This is a genomic window from Paenibacillus sp. P3E (assembly GCF_001909045.1).
Classification (GTDB): Bacteria; Bacillota; Bacilli; order Paenibacillales; family Paenibacillaceae; genus Paenibacillus_AQ; species Paenibacillus_AQ helianthi.
Map to the genome: position 1 here is coordinate 1 of NZ_LVWH01000183.1, position 17,611 is coordinate 17,611.

17 protein-coding genes, 1 rRNA gene and 1 other RNA gene are annotated in these 17,611 nt (G+C 49.9%); 1 reads left to right on the top strand and 18 read right to left on the bottom strand.

The window, feature by feature from the left end:
- From A3842_RS20710 to A3842_RS33400, 16 genes are all read right to left on the bottom strand, one after another.
- Nucleotides 1–265 (bottom strand): 16S ribosomal RNA (locus A3842_RS20710); the annotation flags it as partial.
- Nucleotides 266–568: 303 nt separating this feature from the next.
- Nucleotides 569–835 (bottom strand): pro-sigmaK processing inhibitor BofA family protein, encoded by a 267-nt coding sequence (locus tag A3842_RS20715; protein ID WP_178382385.1) that lies wholly within the window; start codon nucleotides 833–835, stop codon nucleotides 569–571.
- Between the two features lie 32 nt (nucleotides 836–867).
- Nucleotides 868–1,113, bottom strand: a complete 246-nt coding sequence (locus A3842_RS20720; protein WP_074086991.1) for a DUF2508 family protein — start codon at nucleotides 1,111–1,113, stop codon at nucleotides 868–870.
- Nucleotides 1,114–1,326: 213 nt separating this feature from the next.
- A complete protein-coding gene (gene recR, locus A3842_RS20725) occupies nucleotides 1,327–1,926 on the bottom strand; it encodes a recombination mediator RecR (protein WP_074086990.1) in 600 nt (199 codons plus the stop codon).
- 35 nt (nucleotides 1,927–1,961) lie between these two features.
- Nucleotides 1,962–2,273 (bottom strand): YbaB/EbfC family nucleoid-associated protein, encoded by a 312-nt coding sequence (locus tag A3842_RS20730; protein WP_074086989.1) that lies wholly within the window; start codon nucleotides 2,271–2,273, stop codon nucleotides 1,962–1,964.
- 45 nt (nucleotides 2,274–2,318) lie between these two features.
- Nucleotides 2,319–4,103 (bottom strand): DNA polymerase III subunit gamma/tau, encoded by a 1,785-nt coding sequence (dnaX, locus tag A3842_RS20735; RefSeq protein WP_074102595.1) that lies wholly within the window; start codon nucleotides 4,101–4,103, stop codon nucleotides 2,319–2,321.
- Nucleotides 4,104–4,239: 136 nt separating this feature from the next.
- Nucleotides 4,240–4,508, bottom strand: an RNA gene (gene ffs, locus A3842_RS20740) — signal recognition particle sRNA large type.
- Between the two features lie 126 nt (nucleotides 4,509–4,634).
- Nucleotides 4,635–4,832: a 50S ribosomal protein L31 gene (gene rpmE, locus A3842_RS20745; RefSeq protein WP_074086987.1), complete on the bottom strand. Its 198-nt coding sequence runs from the start codon at nucleotides 4,830–4,832 to the stop codon at nucleotides 4,635–4,637.
- Nucleotides 4,833–4,952: 120 nt separating this feature from the next.
- The gene (locus A3842_RS20750; protein WP_074102596.1) at nucleotides 4,953–6,230 is read right to left on the bottom strand and encodes a radical SAM family protein; all 1,278 of its coding nucleotides are present in this window, start codon (nucleotides 6,228–6,230) and stop codon (nucleotides 4,953–4,955) included.
- A 23-nt stretch (nucleotides 6,231–6,253) separates the two neighbouring features.
- Nucleotides 6,254–7,612, bottom strand: coding sequence for a transcription termination factor Rho (rho, locus tag A3842_RS20755; protein WP_074086985.1), 1,359 nt, complete (start codon nucleotides 7,610–7,612; stop codon nucleotides 6,254–6,256).
- 166 nt (nucleotides 7,613–7,778) lie between these two features.
- The gene (locus A3842_RS20760) at nucleotides 7,779–9,032 is read right to left on the bottom strand and encodes a UDP-N-acetylglucosamine 1-carboxyvinyltransferase (RefSeq protein ID WP_074086984.1); all 1,254 of its coding nucleotides are present in this window, start codon (nucleotides 9,030–9,032) and stop codon (nucleotides 7,779–7,781) included.
- Nucleotides 9,033–9,303: 271 nt separating this feature from the next.
- Nucleotides 9,304–10,158 (bottom strand): class II fructose-1,6-bisphosphate aldolase, encoded by an 855-nt coding sequence (gene fba, locus A3842_RS20765; RefSeq protein ID WP_074086983.1) that lies wholly within the window; start codon nucleotides 10,156–10,158, stop codon nucleotides 9,304–9,306.
- 206 nt (nucleotides 10,159–10,364) lie between these two features.
- Nucleotides 10,365–10,751 carry a response regulator gene (locus A3842_RS20770; RefSeq protein ID WP_074086999.1) on the bottom strand — a complete coding sequence of 129 codons (387 nt, stop codon included), beginning with the start codon at nucleotides 10,749–10,751 and terminating at the stop codon, nucleotides 10,365–10,367.
- 279 nt (nucleotides 10,752–11,030) lie between these two features.
- On the bottom strand, nucleotides 11,031–12,638 hold the full coding sequence (locus A3842_RS20775; RefSeq protein ID WP_074086982.1) for a CTP synthase: 1,608 nt from the start codon (nucleotides 12,636–12,638) through the stop codon (nucleotides 11,031–11,033).
- Between the two features lie 331 nt (nucleotides 12,639–12,969).
- Entirely contained in the window at nucleotides 12,970–13,533 is a 564-nt protein-coding gene (gene rpoE / locus A3842_RS20780; RefSeq protein ID WP_074086981.1) for a DNA-directed RNA polymerase subunit delta, read from the bottom strand.
- Between the two features lie 82 nt (nucleotides 13,534–13,615).
- Entirely contained in the window at nucleotides 13,616–13,744 is a 129-nt protein-coding gene (locus tag A3842_RS33400; protein ID WP_256701788.1) for a hypothetical protein, read from the bottom strand.
- Nucleotides 13,745–13,934: 190 nt separating this feature from the next.
- Between A3842_RS33400 and A3842_RS20785 the strand changes: the two genes are divergently transcribed.
- The gene (locus A3842_RS20785; RefSeq protein WP_074102597.1) at nucleotides 13,935–15,104 is read left to right on the top strand and encodes a S8 family peptidase; all 1,170 of its coding nucleotides are present in this window, start codon (nucleotides 13,935–13,937) and stop codon (nucleotides 15,102–15,104) included.
- Nucleotides 15,105–15,324: 220 nt separating this feature from the next.
- On the opposite strand, the gene argS is transcribed toward A3842_RS20785, so the two are convergent.
- The gene (gene argS / locus A3842_RS20790; protein WP_074102598.1) at nucleotides 15,325–17,010 is read right to left on the bottom strand and encodes an arginine--tRNA ligase; all 1,686 of its coding nucleotides are present in this window, start codon (nucleotides 17,008–17,010) and stop codon (nucleotides 15,325–15,327) included.
- Entirely contained in the window at nucleotides 17,007–17,450 is a 444-nt protein-coding gene (locus A3842_RS20795; protein ID WP_074102599.1) for a YwiB family protein, read from the bottom strand. Before A3842_RS20795 ends, argS begins: the two co-directional genes overlap by 4 nt.
- Nucleotides 17,451–17,611: the final 161 nt, after the last annotated feature.

The following is a 17,611-nucleotide window of genomic DNA, read 5'->3' on the forward strand; positions in this document are numbered from 1 at the left end:
TTACCCCACCAACTAGCTAATGCGCCGCAGGCCCATCCTCTAGTAGCAGATTGCTCCGCCTTTCATCCCTCGCCCAGGAGGGTGAAGGAATTATCCGGTATTAGCTACCGTTTCCGGTAGTTATCCCAGTCTAGAGGGTAGGTTGCCTACGTGTTACTCACCCGTCCGCCGCTAAGCTTATCCCGAAGGATAAGCTCCGCTCGACTTGCATGTATTAGGCACGCCGCCAGCGTTCGTCCTGAGCCAGGATCAAACTCTCCAAATTGGTATTTAGAAAGAGCGATTGCTCATTTTGAAACATCTGACGAGAATAAAATATTCTCTATTTTTGGATCTCACTTGCGTGAAATCCCACTCACTCGTTGTTCAGTTTTCAAAGATCAATGTCTCGTTTTTCTTCATCGTCGCTTGTCAGCGGCGACCTTTATAATATATCACAGCACCTTTATTTTAGTCAAGCGTTTTTTAATTTTAATTTTTCGCTTGGCTTCTCAGCAAGTTATCATAGGATACCTTGTCCAAAGGGCCGAGACTTAATGTATCATATATCCACAATCCACGTCAACCTCTAGAACAAAGTTATTTTTAATCCCAGAAGCATCAGCACTCCAGGAAGACCAAGGACCGTTACTGCGCCTATAGTTGCAGGGTTCAGGGGGATGTATATATCTGTCACTAAGCCTGAGAAATTTACCACATAAATACCAAGCGCAGCTAAGAGAAGATGTGTGCCGAACAGGCTGAGCCACGCCCAGCCCAATTTTTTCCGAAAAACAATAAGAAGTAATAAAAGTCCTGATAACACCAGCACAGCTATCGCGACCATTCTCAGCATGATAATCCTCCTTTAGTATTCTTTGGTCACCCTTAGAGACGGGCTCTGTTAAGACCCAGATTTTTTGCATGCTTCAAATGAATCTGATATTTACGCTCTGCCGCTTCCAAAATATATATGGCGTAATCAATTTGATCCTGACCCCGCGCCTCGTCAAACATCAGATGTGCTCTCTCCCACTCGGATTGCGCCTGCTGAACCTCGAGAAACACGTTCCAGTGGTCGTCCTGCTGTCCTTTCTCTCTACTGCTCTGCCGCCCATTGCCCCACCATCCCATTCCTTATACCTCCTCATAAGAATAAATTTGGGCCCGCTCTAAAATCGCGCCCTCTTTTATTCTCATTCATATCGAAACCGGGACAAACTTAGAACCAGAATGGCAGTAAACGATCCGCGAAATTTCTCTTCAGAAATATTCTTTGCCGTAAAAACAGAAAAAAAAAGAAGCCCCATTGGGCTCCTTTATTGAAATAACATGACGCCAGGCTGCTCAGAACAGCTCACGCCGGCCTTCGAGTGCTTTGGACAAGGTTACCTCGTCTGCATACTCCAAGTCGCCGCCTACAGGCAGCCCATGGGCTATTCTGGTGATTTTGATCTCGAACGGACGAACTAAGCGGGAGATATACATTGCTGTAGCTTCACCCTCAATGTTAGGGTTGGTCGCCATGATGAGCTCCTTTACCCTCTCATCGCTTAATCGGGTCAACAGCTCCTTCAGACGTATATCATCCGGACCCAGACCCTCCATAGGAGAGATCGCACCCTGCAGCACGTGGTAATAGCCGTCGAATTCCTTGGTTCGTTCAATAGCCACAAGATCCTTGGAATCCTGGACTACACAGATGACCGAGGCGTCCCTGGTTTTGTCCTGACAGATCCGGCAAGGGTCGGTATCCGTAATATTGCAACAGACCGAGCAATAATGAAGGTTGCGTTTGACGCTGACCAGCGCCTTAGCAAAATCAATAACTTCGTCTTCTTTCATATTGAGCACATGAAAGGCCAGCCGTGCGGCTGACTTCGGGCCAATTCCGGGCAGACGCGTAAAAGCTTCGATCAGCTTGGCTAGCGGTTCTGGATAATACAAAATATCGGTTCTCCTTTGGACAGATGGAGTAAGGTTTAGAACAGGCCAGGAATCTTCATCCCGCCAGTGAATTTACCCATGTCGTTATTAGCCAATTCTTCCACTTGCGTAAGAGCATCATTTACAGCAGTAATTACAAGGTCCTGCAGCATCTCGATATCTTCAGGATCAACAGCTTCTGGTTTGATCTGGATCGACAACAGTTTCTTATGTCCATTCACCTGCACGGTTACTACACCGCCACCGGAAGATCCTTCAATAGTTTTGCTGCCCAGCTCTTCTTGTGCCTTGAGCATTTGCTCCTGCATTTTTTTGACCTGTTTCATCATTTGGTTCATATTATTCATTCATCGTCTCTCCTTTGGAATGCGCATTTAGCGCTAATAGGTTAATTACTCTTTTATGACAACAAGGTCTTCCCCAAAGAGCTGGATCGCCTCGTCAATCCATGGTTCAGTCCGGGTGTCCGGAGTTTCGTGTTCATGCTCCAGCCGGAGTTCCTCTGTACCGGTCTGAGCAGCAGATTTCATCGCAGCTTCATTCCAGTCGCGGAGCAGCATGGTCACGAGGCGGTAAGGTCTGCCCAAACGGGCAGCAAATACGTTCTCAATCACCTGTCTGTTAGCCGGCTTCTCAGTGGTGTCACGGTGAATTGTATTTTTAAAGGCTACCAGTACTGCATCTTCCATAACAGCCACAGGCTCACCGTCGACAAACCATGCATGAACCGTCACCTTCTCTTCCTTAACCCCTTGCAAGACAGCGCTCCATTTCTTATATACTTCTGCAAAATCGGCACTGTCCTTCCCAGCAATAAACTTATCTAACTGGGGTGGAAGCTTCGAAGGAGAAGATATTCGTGGTGCAGGCGCTTGTGCGGCAGACGGTCTGCCCGTATTCCCCTGTTCACCACGCCCTTCAGCAGAAATGGCACCAGACTGCATAGCCAGCTCCAGCTTTTTCTCCAGGGCAGCAATCTGCCGTTTGAGTAGCTCCAATTCACCAGAGTCCACGGCTGCAGCGTTACCGCCGGCTTGATTGGAAACGGAAGTAAAGGAATGCGGAGAGACCTCTTGCGGATTAGCTTCCTGCTGTTGCAGGCTGCACAGCTTCATCAGCGCTACTTCAAACAAGGTCTGCGGATGGGTCGCATATTTCATTTCACCCAGATAACGGGTTAGTGTCTCTACGATCAGAAACAGCCGGTCCCTAGAAAATGCTGCCGCCATATCACGGAACTCTGCTGGATTCAGCACCCGGTCCGTTAGTTGATCGGCCCCTGGGACCATCTTGATCATAAGCAAATCACGGAAATAGTACAGCAGGTTCTCCAGACATTTATCAGCACTCTTACCCTCATGCATAAGCTGCTCAACAAGTTCCAAAAGAAGTCCCATATCCCCATCCAGAATGGCCGTTGCCAGGCGAGCGAACTGTTCGGAAGGAATCCCCCCGGTCATGCCTAACACCTGCTGATAGGTAACCTGGCCATCTGTAAAGGATGAAATTTGGTCCAGTATACTAAGCGCATCACGCATTCCACCATCGGAAAGTCGGGCAATATACTGCAGAGCATCTGTGTCTGCGGAAATACCTTCCTTCTGGCAGATCACTGCTAAGTGTGCTGTCTGCTCCTCCAGTGACACCCTGCGAAAATCAAAGCGCTGGCAGCGGGAAATAATCGTTGCCGGTAATTTATGAGGCTCTGTCGTCGCCAGAATAAACATTACATGGGGAGGCGGTTCTTCCAGTGTCTTCAGCAGCGCATTAAAAGCCTCTGTAGTCAGCATATGCACTTCATCAATGATATACACTTTGCGGCGAACTTCGGTAGGTGCATATTTCACCTTATCCCGGAGATCACGTATTTCCTCAACGCCCCGATTTGACGCTGCGTCAATCTCCTGCACATCCATGACGTTACCCGCAGTGATCCGCAGGCATGAGGGACACTCGTTGCAGGGTTCCGGACCCTCGATGCGTTCGCAATTGACCGCTTTGGCGAGAACCTTGGCGGCACTTGTCTTGCCGGTCCCGCGCGGTCCGCTGAACAGGTAGGCATGCGAAACCCGCTGTTCGCGAATTGCATTCTGCAGCGTCTGAATTATGTGCTGTTGCCCTACCATGTCATGAAACGACTGCGGCCGCCAGGCACGATACAGCGCGATATGTTCCACTATGCATTACCCTCTCTTAGGCTGCCGCTTTCGGCATTTGTCGCTAATTTATTATACTATATCCACTAGACTTTGACCAAAAACAAAAAAGCATCTTTGCTTGTGGCAAAGATACTGTAATGGACAATATGTTAAACCGTGCACCTGTTATTGATGGCTGCGATCCAAGCGGCAACCCTACAACACTGCTCGGGCTAGGCCACCCTCCGGCACAAGAGTAAACTTACTTATGGCTGCTTCCTTCCGGACCTGACCAGGTTCATAAGCACTCATTGCGGAGGACCCAACCGTCAACACAGCCCGTAGGAACCAAGGCCTCACATCGACAGCACCTCTAACAGGAATTCAACCTCGCTACAGCGGATTGCGAGTTACAGGGCACCGCTACCTCCCCGTCTAGCACGGCGAAGATAAGTATAGCTTACACCCGGACAAAAATCAACTCCAGATGAAACTCCAAATAAAGGAGAAGCCCCCGGACGCCATGTCCGGGGGCTGGACTAATCCATAACCGCCTATGTGGTTACTCCATTAGATGCCATACTTTTTCTTGAATTTATCAACACGGCCACCGGCATCCATGAACTTCTGCTTACCTGTATAGAACGGGTGGCAGCTGGAGCAAATTTCGACGCGCAGCTCTGATTTCACAGAACCGGCTTCGAATGTATTGCCACATGCACAGGTTACCTTGGTTACATTGTACTTAGGTTGAATAACGGATTGCATATAAACCTCACCTCTCGTGCCCTAGGCCTCATGCGGACCTAGAGTTAATAAAATATCTAAGCGGTATTTTAGCACGAAAGGCCTGGCTCTGCAATATGTCTAGTTCCTGGTTGTTTGCGGTTATATTTGCACACGCCGCTGCTTGGCCCGGGCCAAATCCGCCGGCGGTACATGTGTATATGAACCAATAACAACACCAGGAAGTTCCTCGCGGAAGATCTCCAGCATCGTCTTCATTCCCAGTATCTCACCTTGAGCCGGTGGAATTAATTCCAAATAGCTCTCAGGATCAATATTAAGGTTGCGCATTTGGATCAGCTTCAGATCTGTACGTCTAACGAATTCCACCATCGCTTCAATCTCCTCCTCACGGTCGGTAACCCCCGGGAAGATCAAATAATTGATCGATGTATACACACCTTGTGAAGCTGCGTATTTCAAAGATTTCTCCACATTTGCCAGCGTATAGCCGCGCGGCTTGTAATAGGCATTATAATGGTCATCCAGTGCACTTATTGTGCTGACACGCATTAAATCCAGTCCAGCATCAACTATACCGCGGATATGATCGCTTAAGCCGGCGTTAGTATTGATGTTGATATAACCCATATCTGTAATGGAACGCACCTCACGAATAGACTCAATAATGAGCTTCGCCTGTGTGGATGGTTCCCCTTCACAGCCCTGACCGAAGCTGATAATGGACTGGGGTGTTTTTAGATGCTCCAGCATAACCTCTGAAATCTCATTCACCGTGGGACGGAAATTCATTCGTGTCTGAGGGGATACAAAGCCGCTGTCGTCAGGCTGTTCGGAGATACAGCCGAAGCATCCGGCATTGCACGAATAGGAGACAGGAACCGCCCCCTCCCAGCGTCCCAGAAAGGTGTTAGAAGAGGTCAGGCATTCGTAGCCCAGCGCACAATTGGAGAGATGATCGTATAGACGGTTCTCCGGGTACTTGGCGGTTAAACTGCCTACTCCCACCTCTACATCTTCCCGATCACAATTAAGCGGATTCCACTGCTCCGGGTCATCCGTAAGATCGGCGGCCACATAGAAGCCGCCATCTTTCCACACTACTGCTGAATAACCGAAGAGTGGAAGCTTATACGACTTGTCTGTCTTGACATACCCAGGAAGACACAAACGGGTAAAGCCTTGCGGAAGCAAGGCCCCGACAGCTTGTGAGCCTTCCGGAAGCGGCAGCATCTCACCCGTCTCAGGGTTCATACCTACCGCCCGCGTGTTAGGCAGACCTACCAGGGTAGCACCCTCCGGCAGCGGTATTAATTCTTCCTCTAGCATCTCAACAATCATATCCCCGCTGCGGGCCAGCCCATACAGCTCGGGATGATCATATACGTTTCCTTGCCCGTCGGCATATACCAAATACATGTTAGTCTCCTTATTATCGTTTCTTAGGTGGTAGGAACAGACGGCGTCTTCGGCCGGGTGGTACGGCGTGCGGATGAGCCGCTGTTCGAGGTACCTCCATTGCTGGCTGTTCCGCTTGGTGATGAGGACTCTTTGTTTCCGGCAACGTCAAAGGACGCCAGGAATTCAGCATTTGTCTTGCTGTCACGCAGCTTTTTTAGGAAGCCTTCAACAAAGTCATACGATTCGTTCATATTCTTACGAATTGCCCAAATGGTATCCAGCTCTTCCTTGCTCAGCAGCACCTCTTCGCGGCGTGTGCCGGAACGGCGTATATCGATGGCCGGGAAAATACGGCGCTCTGCCAGCTTACGGTCCAAGTGAAGCTCCATGTTCCCTGTACCTTTAAATTCTTCATAAATGATATCATCCATACGCGATCCTGTATCAATAAGCGCTGTGGCAAGTATAGTCAAGCTTCCGCCTTCCTCCACATTCCGCGCTGACCCGAAAAAACGCTTGGGACGATGGAACGCGGCCGGATCAATCCCGCCACTCAGTGTACGTCCGGACGGGGGGACAACCAGATTGTAGGCACGCGCTAGCCGGGTAATACTGTCCAGCAAAATAACAACATCCTTCTTATGCTCTACTAACCGCAAAGCCCGCTGCAATACAAGTTCAGCTACTTTGATATGATTCTCTGGAAGTTCATCAAACGTAGACGCCACAACTTCGCCCTTCACGGAACGCTGCATATCCGTTACTTCCTCGGGACGTTCATCAATGAGCAGTACGAACAGGGCAATTTCAGGATTGTTAGTGGAAATGCTGTTGGCAATTTCTTTTAAGAGGAGCGTTTTCCCTGCTTTGGGAGGTGCTACAATCAAACCGCGCTGCCCCAGGCCAACAGGAGCAAGCAAATCCATTATTCGTGTGGACAAGTGTGTAGGGGATGTTTCAAGTGGCAGCTTATCTTGCGGATAAAGAGGTGTTAGCGCCGGGAAATGCAAACGCTCTGCTGCACTGGCAGGATTCTCGCCGTTGACGGCATTGACTTGAAGCAATCCGAAGTAGCGTTCATTCTCTTTAGGTGTTCGGCATTTGCCCGATACAAGGTCGCCGCTTCTGAGGTCAAACTTGCGGATCTGCGAAGCTGAAATATAAATGTCTTCCGCGCTGGGCAAATAATTGATCGGTCTAAGGAAACCATAGCCTTCCGGTAAAATCTCGAGAACGCCTTCCATAAACATGAGCCCGCTCTGTTCTGCCTGCGCCCGGAGGATGGCAAAAATCAGTTCCCGCTTTTTAAGCGTCCCGTAGTATGGAATCTGGTATTTTTTCGCCAGTTTATACAAATCGGTCAGCTTCATTTCTTCCAAATCGGAAATTTGAAGATCCATGTAATAACCACCTATTCAATTTTTATGATAAGTTCTTCTAGCAGGTTAACCAGCAAAAAATAGGAGTCTATTAAATTGCTTATTAGGATAGCATTACCCATTCTGGAAGAGGATATGCAGTTCGAGAGCAAAAAACACCTCTTCCAGGACATCGGTTAAACCTGATTTATTCGTTTTCACGCCATACTTTGGCTCCCAAATTACGCAAATTGCTAACTAAATTGTCGTAACCACGGTCTATATACTCCACACCCGTGACCTCAGTAATTCCTTCCTCTACCGTCAAGCCGGCAATCACAAGTGCTGCACCTGCACGCAGATCGGCAGCCTTAACCTTCGCAGCATTCAGCTTACTTCCTTCAATGATGGCAGAACGGCCTTCCACACGGATTTTGGCGCCCATTCGCACCAGTTCAGGCACATGCTTAAATCGGTTGCTGTATACAAAATCGCTGAGTACACTAACGCCTTCTGCCTGGGTAAGCATACTCGTCATTGGAGATTGCAAATCGGTGGCAAAACCGGGGTATATCAGTGCTTTGACATCAGCATGCTCGTATTTAGCTTTGCCGATGACGCGGATACTCTCATCCAGTTCTTCGATATCTACGCCCATCTCAAGCAACTTGGCCGTGAGTGCCTCCAAATGCTTGGGAATTACATTATCTATCAATACATTGCCGCGCGTAGCCGCAGCAGCAATCATATATGTTCCAGCTTGAATACGATCGGGTATGATGGAGTGACGGCAACCATGCATTTCCGTAACACCTTCGATCCGGATCGTTTCGGTACCAGCGCCTTTTATAACAGCGCCCATGGAGTTCAGGAGAGTAGCTACATCTATAATCTCAGGCTCTTTAGCCGCATTTTCGATGATTGTTGAGCCCTTGGCACGTGAAGCCGCAAGCATGATGTTAATAGTGGCACCTACGCTAGATACGTCTAAATAAATTTTGGCACCGCGCAGTTCTTTGGCATACAGATGAATAGAGCCATGATCGTTGGTCACAGTCGCACCTAGCGCTTCAAAGCCCTTAATGTGCTGGTCAATTGGACGAGGCTCAAAATTGCAGCCGCCAGGAAGACCAATTGTCGCTTCCTTGAACCTTCCAAGGAGTGCTCCCATCATGTAGTATGAAGCCCGGAGTTTCTTGACTGGTCCGTTAGGCATTGGGATGGATACGATACGGGAGGGATTAATTCTCATCTGGCTGCCTGTCCAGGAGACTGTGGCTCCAAGCTCTTCCAGAATTTCGGAATATACAGCTACATCACTAAGGGACGGCAAGTTATCCAGAACAACTTCAGACTCGGCCAAGATCGCCGCAGGGATAAGCGCAATTGCGCTATTCTTCGCTCCACTGATGGTCACGACGCCTTCTAAAGGACGTCCACCGCCAATCATTAATTTTTCCATAAATTTATCCGGTTCCCCCTACGTGTATTGCAGCTTGCCCTGGCAATACCTGCTGTGGCTAAGCTTAATTATAACGATTAGAAACGGATGCGCCGCCCTTACAACAAGGACGGCACCCGTTTCAACAGTAAATACAAGGACTGGTTACCACCATAGGTAAATAACTCCTTATATTAAACGGAAAGACACCGGCTAGGCGGTGCTTTCCATATCACGACTATTCAGCTTAAAGACAGCTCTACAGAGCCTGTCCATTTGCGTCATAAATATATTAGGCTTTGTTGCTGGAACCGAACTCACGGATTTTGCCGATAACGGTTTGTTTGATAGCTTCGCGGCCTGGTGCGATGAATACACGAGGATCATAAGCATCCGGTTTAGCAGCCAGTACTTCGCGAACAACCTTAGCAAATGCGATTTGGTTCTCAGTGTTCACGTTGATTTTGGAAGTACCCAGAGATATGGATTTCTTGATGTCATGCTCAGGAATACCAGTACCGCCGTGGAGAACGAGCGGAAGCTTAACTGCATCGCGGATTTCTTCCATTTCTTTGAATCCGAGGTTAGGCTCACCATGGTAAGGACCGTGTACGGAACCAAGTGCAGGAGCCAAAGTGTCAACGCCAGTTTCTTTAACAAGGCTTACACATTCGTTAAGGTCTGCATATTGAATGCCGCCGATTACGTCGTCTTCCTGTCCGCCTACAGTTCCTACTTCTGCTTCTACAGATACACCTTTAGCATGAGCATATTCAACGACTTTTTTGGTCATTTCAATGTTCTCGCTGATTGGGTGGTGGGAACCATCGATCATTACGGATGTAAATCCGGCGTCGATTGCGTCTTTACATTTGTCAAAGCTTGAACCGTGATCCAGGTGAATAGCAACAGGAACGGTGATTTTCATGTCATGAACAAGACCTTCAACCATCTTAACTACTGTGTAAAAGCCGCCCATGTGACGAGCTGCGCCTTCAGATACGCCAAGGATTACTGGTGCCTTTTCTTCTTCTGCTGCACCAAGAATCGCTTGTGTCCACTCCAAGTTATTGATGTTGAACTGGCCGACTGCATATTTTCCTTCAAGTGCTTTGGTTAACATGTCTGTCATAGATACTAATGGCATGGTTTCAATCCTCCTAAGAATGTTTGGTTGCTTATATAAGCCGACATCACATACAGGCCTATTATAGCACATCCTGTGTTAAATACTAAATAGGATACACAAAAAAATGTCCCGGTGGGACGATATCAGGCCAACCCAAAGTCCGGGCAGACTGTTCCTTTCTAGCGTATCCATAACCCCACATTCCCAAACTGCAGATTCCCAGGTTAGCTATACTGGTCTATCGACTTATTGTTAAGATGCATATTTACGGCTACCCGCATCTCATCGATGTCAAACGGCTTCGTAAAATGCATCAGTGCCCCCAGTTTGGTTGCTTCTTTAATCATATCCAGTTCACCGTAGGCTGTCATCATAATAACCTTGATCGCAGGATTGATCTCCTTCAGATGCTTCAGGATCTCAAGTCCGTCCATTCCTGGAATTTTCATATCCAGCAAGACTAAATCGGGGGATTCGCTGCTGACAATGTCCAATGCCAACTTTCCGTTAGCTGCTTGAAATGTGGTATACCCTTCGCTATTAAATACTTCCATGAGGAGAATCCGGATTCCGTTCTGATCATCAACAATTAACACTTTTTTCTTTTCCATACCATACCCTCCCAGAATTTGAAGCAGATTGTCCATACCGCGCACTCATACAGCTAATGGCCCCTTAACCTAAAAAGTCTATACGAAACCTATTATTCGTTCCCAACAGCCAAAATCCTGCTAATTGGTTAAAATGCGTAAATCTATGTCATTTTATGGCCTATAACCAGACTGCGCTGTGTAGACAATTTATGCTTTTCAAATTAGGCGGTGTCAATCAAAGAAAGCCTCCATACGGAGGCTCATCTGGGCCCCCTATAAAGGCCTTCTTATAAGAAATTAAAGTTGTTCGGAGTGAGTCAGTGATGCTTTGACAAATTCGCGGAAAAGCGGCTGCGGACGGTTCGGACGGGAGGTGAACTCCGGATGGAACTGCACCGACAGGAACCATGGATGGCCTGGGAGCTCGACGATCTCTACCAGACGTCCGTCCGGAGAGGTACCGGAGATCACGAGGCCGGCTTTTTCGATTTCATCACGGTAAGCATTGTTGAATTCATACCGGTGACGGTGACGCTCATATACTAATTCATCATCGTAGCAGGACATTGCCAGTGATTCAGGAAGAAGCTTACATGGGTAAAGGCCAAGACGCATGGTTCCGCCCATATCTTCGATATCCTTCTGCTCCGGCAGCAGGTCAATGAGTGGATGCTGTGTAGACGGATCGATCTCCGAGCTATTCGCGCCAGCCAGTCCCAGAATGGAACGGCCATATTCGATCACGGAAACCTGCATTCCCAGGCAGATGCCGAAGAAAGGAATGGATTGTTCACGGGCATAACGAATGGCGGAAATCTTACCTTCGATTCCCCGGTCGCCAAAACCGCCTGGAACGAGTATTCCGCCAATGCCTCCCAGCAGTTCATCTACATTCTCGTCAGTAACCTGTTCAGCATCGACCCAGCGGATCTTCACTTCGGCATTCGCAGCAAAGCCGGCATGGGACAGCGACTCCACTACACTTAAATAAGCATCATGCAGTGCTACATACTTGCCGACAATGGCAATTTCAACCGTGCGCTCAAGCTGCTGAATCCGGCTAAGCATGCTCTCCCACTCACGCATATCCGGCGCAGGAGTGGTCAGCTTCAGGTGATTAACAACAATCTCGTCCAAGCCTTCATCGCGCAGGTTCAGCGGAACCTCATACAGTGTCGAGGCATCGCGGCATTCTACTACGGCATTGGCGTCGATATCACAGAATAGGGCGATCTTGGCCTTCATGTCATCGGAAAGCGCATATTCCGTACGGCATACAATGACATTTGGCTGAATTCCGATGCTGCGCAGTTCTTTTACGCTATGCTGGGTCGGTTTCGTTTTCACTTCACCCGCTGCCTTGATATAAGGAATCAGGGTTACGTGGATGTACATCACATTTTCACGGCCGATATCACTTTTGATCTGACGGATTGCTTCCAGAAACGGCAGGCTCTCTATATCGCCGACGGTACCGCCGATTTCAGTAATGACCACATCTGATCCTGTCTCACGGCCTGCGCGGAATACGCGCTCTTTAATTTCGTTCGTGATATGCGGGATGACTTGAACGGTTCCGCCCAAGTATTCCCCGCGCCGCTCTTTGCTGATGACCGAAGAATAAATCTTACCGGTTGTAACATTGCTGTTCTTCGAGAGATTGATGTCAATAAACCGTTCATAGTGTCCAAGGTCCAGGTCCGTTTCCGCTCCATCATCAGTTACAAACACTTCGCCATGCTGATAAGGGCTCATGGTTCCAGGGTCTACGTTAATGTAGGGATCGAACTTCTGAATAGTCACCTTCAATCCTCTGTTCTTGAGCAGCCTGCCCAAAGAAGCGGCGGTAATGCCTTTGCCCAGGGAAGACACAACGCCCCCCGTTACAAAAATATACTTTGTCACTGTATAACCCTCCTAAATAAAGTCCAGGAATTCAGGCACGCTTGGTGTTTATCGTAACCCTTTTTTCCATTATCAAAACGGGGAACCCAAAAAGTTACTTCTCCAATGAATCCCGGAAAAAACCATCCGTTTCTATAGAAAGAATAGGATAATTAATAACGTGAAACATATGAGTTCTATCTTTTAAAAAAACAAAAAAGTGACACCCGTAGACCCGGGGCACTTTTTATTTTAGAAAACATTATTAACTTCCATTATAAGCCCATGCAATAGTTTACTCTGACGGTCCCACCCATGTCAAGGGAGGAATTACGCGCACACGTATACTACTTTAATAATTCTCGTCCTCATCCTCATCATCGGCATCTTCTGCTTCGCCGTCTTCGGAATCTTCATCGTCAACCTCATCTTCGTCAATGTCGTCTTCATCGATAACAACATCTTCGTCGACTTCTTCTTCGCTGTCGTCGTCGGAATAGAGGTCGTCGCGATCTTCGTCGATAGCATCGAAATCCTCTTCCTCCGCAGCGTAGTTCTCTTCTTCTTCGGCGAAATCATCGTCTTCCAGATCGTCATCCTCATCGTTGATGATACGCACGCGTTTGGTATTGCCGACTGGATCGTCAGAGCGTTCCAGAGGGTACCAGCGTTTCAGCCCCCACAGGTTGGTTCCAACACAGGCAAAACGCCCGTCAATATTAATCTCGGTATATAACTGGGCAATAGTATCTTGGCTTTCTTGATCGGTCATACCGCGCAAACTGGCAACCTCAACCATCAGATCACGGTAGTAGTAAGGCGTATTGGCTGCTTTGAGTACCAGGAAAGCCAGGTCTACCATCGGCATTTCTTTTATTTTCTCAGGGTCCAGCTTTAAATTGAGTGGCGTACTCACTAAAGGACACTTCCTCTCACGCATTGTTCACATTACCGTTAATTTCTATTTCATAATATCCATTAACAAAACTAAGTAAAACCTATTTGGCAGCAAATTGCAAGTCAAAACCATCCGGCTGAATGATGTATTCCCGGACCTGCTCTGAAACCTGTTCATCCACTAACGCAAAAAAGGCGGAGGAAGTTCCTCCGCGCATGACTGTATCCACGCCAAGGATCGGCTCCTTACGGGATGTTGCAAAGAGAACTCGCGCTCTCTTCTGTTTATTTTATGTAAAGCTCCGCTTTTTGACACGATGGGCAGCCTATTTCGCTAAAAAAGGGCAAGTTCCCATTCGGACGTCTGCCTCCCCTCATACAATATGGCAGCACGGCACCGAGGAGGGGACGGCGTAACTTATGGATTACTACGGATTTTGGCAGATGCTGCTTGGTGAGATATCGGCTGCCCCCAAAAATGCCGAGCGGCGCATTGTCACCTTCAATGATGCCCGCCAGTATGCCGGAGCGCTGTCAGAGTGGAAAGCACTGAAAGCAAAGAAACCGGAATTGCGGCAAGTACAAATATCCCCATTAATCCGGGCATTTGTTGTGCCCGCCGCAGGAGCGGGGAAGCTGCTCTATAAATATGAAGATTCTCTAAGCATCGAAGAGGATTCCCGGATACAGGTTCACGCGGTGGCCCCTGAAAAATCAGGGACCGCCATGATGCCTTGGGGCGTCAAAGCCATTCATGCTCCGCAGGCGTGGTCCCGTTCGACCGGAGTTCATGTAAAGATCGGAGTGATTGATACAGGCGCCGATTACCGGCACCCGGATCTCAGGCATTCGCTGGCCTCGGGCGTGAATCTGCTGCACCGCGGCATGCTGCCGCTCGACGATAATGGTCATGGCACCCATATCGCCGGTACGCTGGCGGCGGCCGGCGGTACCCGCGGCATGATGGGCGTAGCGCCGAGGGCACAGCTGTACCCGGTCAAGGCTTTTGACCACAGCGGCTCGGCCTATGTGTCGGACATTGTACTCGGCATCGACTGGTGCGTGCAGAACAAGATCGATATCATTAATATGAGCTTCGGCATGAAAACGAGAAGTAAAGCCCTTCACGATGTGGTGATCAAGGCCTACCGGGCCGGGATCGCCATCATTGCTTCCTCCGGCAACGACGGCAAACGCGGCGGGGACTATCCCGCCCGCTACCCCGAGACGATCGCCGTCGGCGCCCTTGACCGGAGGCACCGCGTCGCGGCCTTCAGCAACCGGGGTCCGTATATCGATGTATACGGACCCGGCGAGGGCGTGCCCTCCTGCTGGCTGAAGGAGGGCTATAAAGAGATGAGCGGCACCTCCATGGCGACCTCGCATGTCACGGGAGCCGCCGCTTTGCTGCTCGCACTGCGCCCGGGCCTCTCGCCACGGGAGCTGAAGCTGCTCCTGCGCCGCACAGCTTCTCCGGTGCGGCTGCGTAAAGGCCAGCGCCGCGCGGCCTTAGGCGGCGGGGCGGCCGATGCCTTGCGCCTGCTGCGGGCAGGCGTACGGGCGAAGCGGGCTACCGCCGCGAAGGCGTAGGGGCGGCGGCCCCGTGGCCCGCTAGGGCCGCGGGTAGGCCTTGGGCGGGCCACGGGCGCACCGCTTGCCGGGAGTTGCCCTGGCACTCCCAGCTGACTTAGGCCCGCTTGAGCAGTAGGAATGAGTTGCGTAGATCAATCACATTCCCTTAGTCAGTAAGCATAGCAAAAGCTCCGCCTCCAAATTATACGGGGGCGGAGCTTTTGCTTGAGCTGGACCGTTACATCCGGTCCGGTGCGGTTACACCAACGAGACGAAGCACGTTGGCGATTGTGGTCCGTGCCGCGCCCAGCAGAGCAAGGCGGGCTACGGTCTGGGCGGCATCCTCGGTGATGACGCGCTCCGCTTTGTAGTAGCTGTGGAACAGCGAAGCCAGATCGTATACGTAACGGATCAGGCGATGCGGCGCATAGCTGCTGGCAGCTATCTCGATCTCCGCCGGCAATTCGCCGATTTTGCGAAGAAGATCATATTCATGTGCAGCGGTCAGCTTGGCGTAGTCGATTTCGGCAAAATCAGGCAATACAGTTCCTTGCTCCTCAGCCTGGCGGAAAATACTGCAGATCCGCGCATGCGCATACTGCACATAGAATACAGGGTTCTCGTTGGAAGTGGAAATCGCCAGATCCATATCGAAGTCCAGATGTGAATCCATGCTGCGCATGGTGAAGAAATAACGGATGGCATCGATTCCGACTTCGTCCATCAGGTCTTCCATCGTCACCGCTTTGCCGGTACGCTTAGACATTTTGACCTTTTCACCGTTCTGGAAGAGACTGACCATTTGGGCAATCAACACGACCAGCTTCTCCGGATCATTGCCAAGTGCAGACATGGCTGCCTTCATCCGGGGAATATAGCCGTGGTGATCGGCGCCCCAAATGTTGATCATTTTGTCATAGCCCCGGCCGTATTTGTCGCTGTGATAAGCGATATCCGGGGTCAGATAGGTATAGGTTCCGTCGTTCTTGATCAATACGCGGTCCTTGTCATCACCATATTTCGTCGTTTGCAGCCAGGTCGCCCCGTCCTGTTCGTAGACTTCGCCGCGCTCGCGCAGCTCGTCCAGGGAACGTAGCACTTCACCGTTCTCGTACAGAGAGGTCTCACTGAACCAGATATCGAAGCCCACGCGGAACCGGTTAAGGTCGCGTTTGATTTTATCCAGCTCCTTGGTAAGACCATAGGTACGAAAGAAGGCTGCGCGGTCGCCTGGTGTCATGGACAGCAGCTCGTCGCCCTTTTCAGCCACCAGCTCTTTGGCAAAACCCTTGATGTCCTCGCCATGGTAGCCGTCTTCCGGCATTTCCGCCGGCTGGCCCAGCTCCTGAAGATAACGGGTTTCGATGGATTTGCACAGGTTCTGAACCTGGTTCCCGGCATCATTAATGTAATACTCGCGGGTTACCTGGTAGCCGGCAAAATCCAGCACGTTGCACAGCGCATCACCAACAGCAGCCCCGCGGGCATGTCCCAGATGCAGACTGCCGGTAGGATTCGCGCTGACAAATTCCATCTCGACCTTCTGCCCCTGGCCTACATTAATGCGGCCATAGTCCTCACCCTGTTCAGCCACGAGGGCGATTACCGGGTAGAGGTAGCTTTTTGACAACGTAAAGTTGATGAAGCCCGGTCCAGCGATTTCTGCTTTTTCAATAGAAGCATTGCCCTTATCCAGGTGCTCAATGATCGCTTCAGCAATCTGCCGTGGATTGCGCTTGGCAATCTTGGTTAGCTGCATCGCAGCATTGGTGGCCAGGTCCCCGTGGGCTTTGTCCTTGGGTACTTCCAGTACGATGGCTGGAATTTCCTCTCTGGTGACCAGGCCAGCGGCGACAATGGCGCCAGCGATCGCTTCCTTCACCCGTTCATTGGCTAACTGAAGCGGATTTTGACTATGTGTCATGATTGTTGTTCCTCCTGTATATGCAAACTTATAGCGAACTGTCCCGATAATTCCCCGTATACGTAAAGATCATATTCCCACGAAACCGCAAGCGATCTTCCCTCACGCTTCATATCCAGTTTCCGGGTGGCTGTGGAGAGATTAAACTGTGTATATGGCGAGCGGTAGAATCCTGGCCGACGTTGTCCCGGAACAAAGGACTGCTCCGACTGGACACCGCCGTGTCGAATCAGCTTCAGTTCACTGTCTGAAATCTTCAAAGTGGTTCGGACAGAAACTGGCTCCCCCTTGGGGCCTGTCTGCGTTTCTTCATAACGGATATACAGCTGATTTCCTCTGGCAATAGCTTCACCGGAGGCGTGCACCACATTCCGTTCCCCGCCCTGCGCACTCGTAAGCGTTACGGAAACGCCGTATTTGCCTTGCTGCACTTCAGTCATCACACGTTCCTCGCTTATTCACACTTATATAATCTAAGGCATATTCGCTTTCCCATTGTACACTATATCCAGATCGGGAGGGCAATTCAATCGCTAATTTGGACTTCCGGGAGCTGTTGTCTCCGGATTTCTTGATCCATACCGCTTTTAGCAGATGAAGT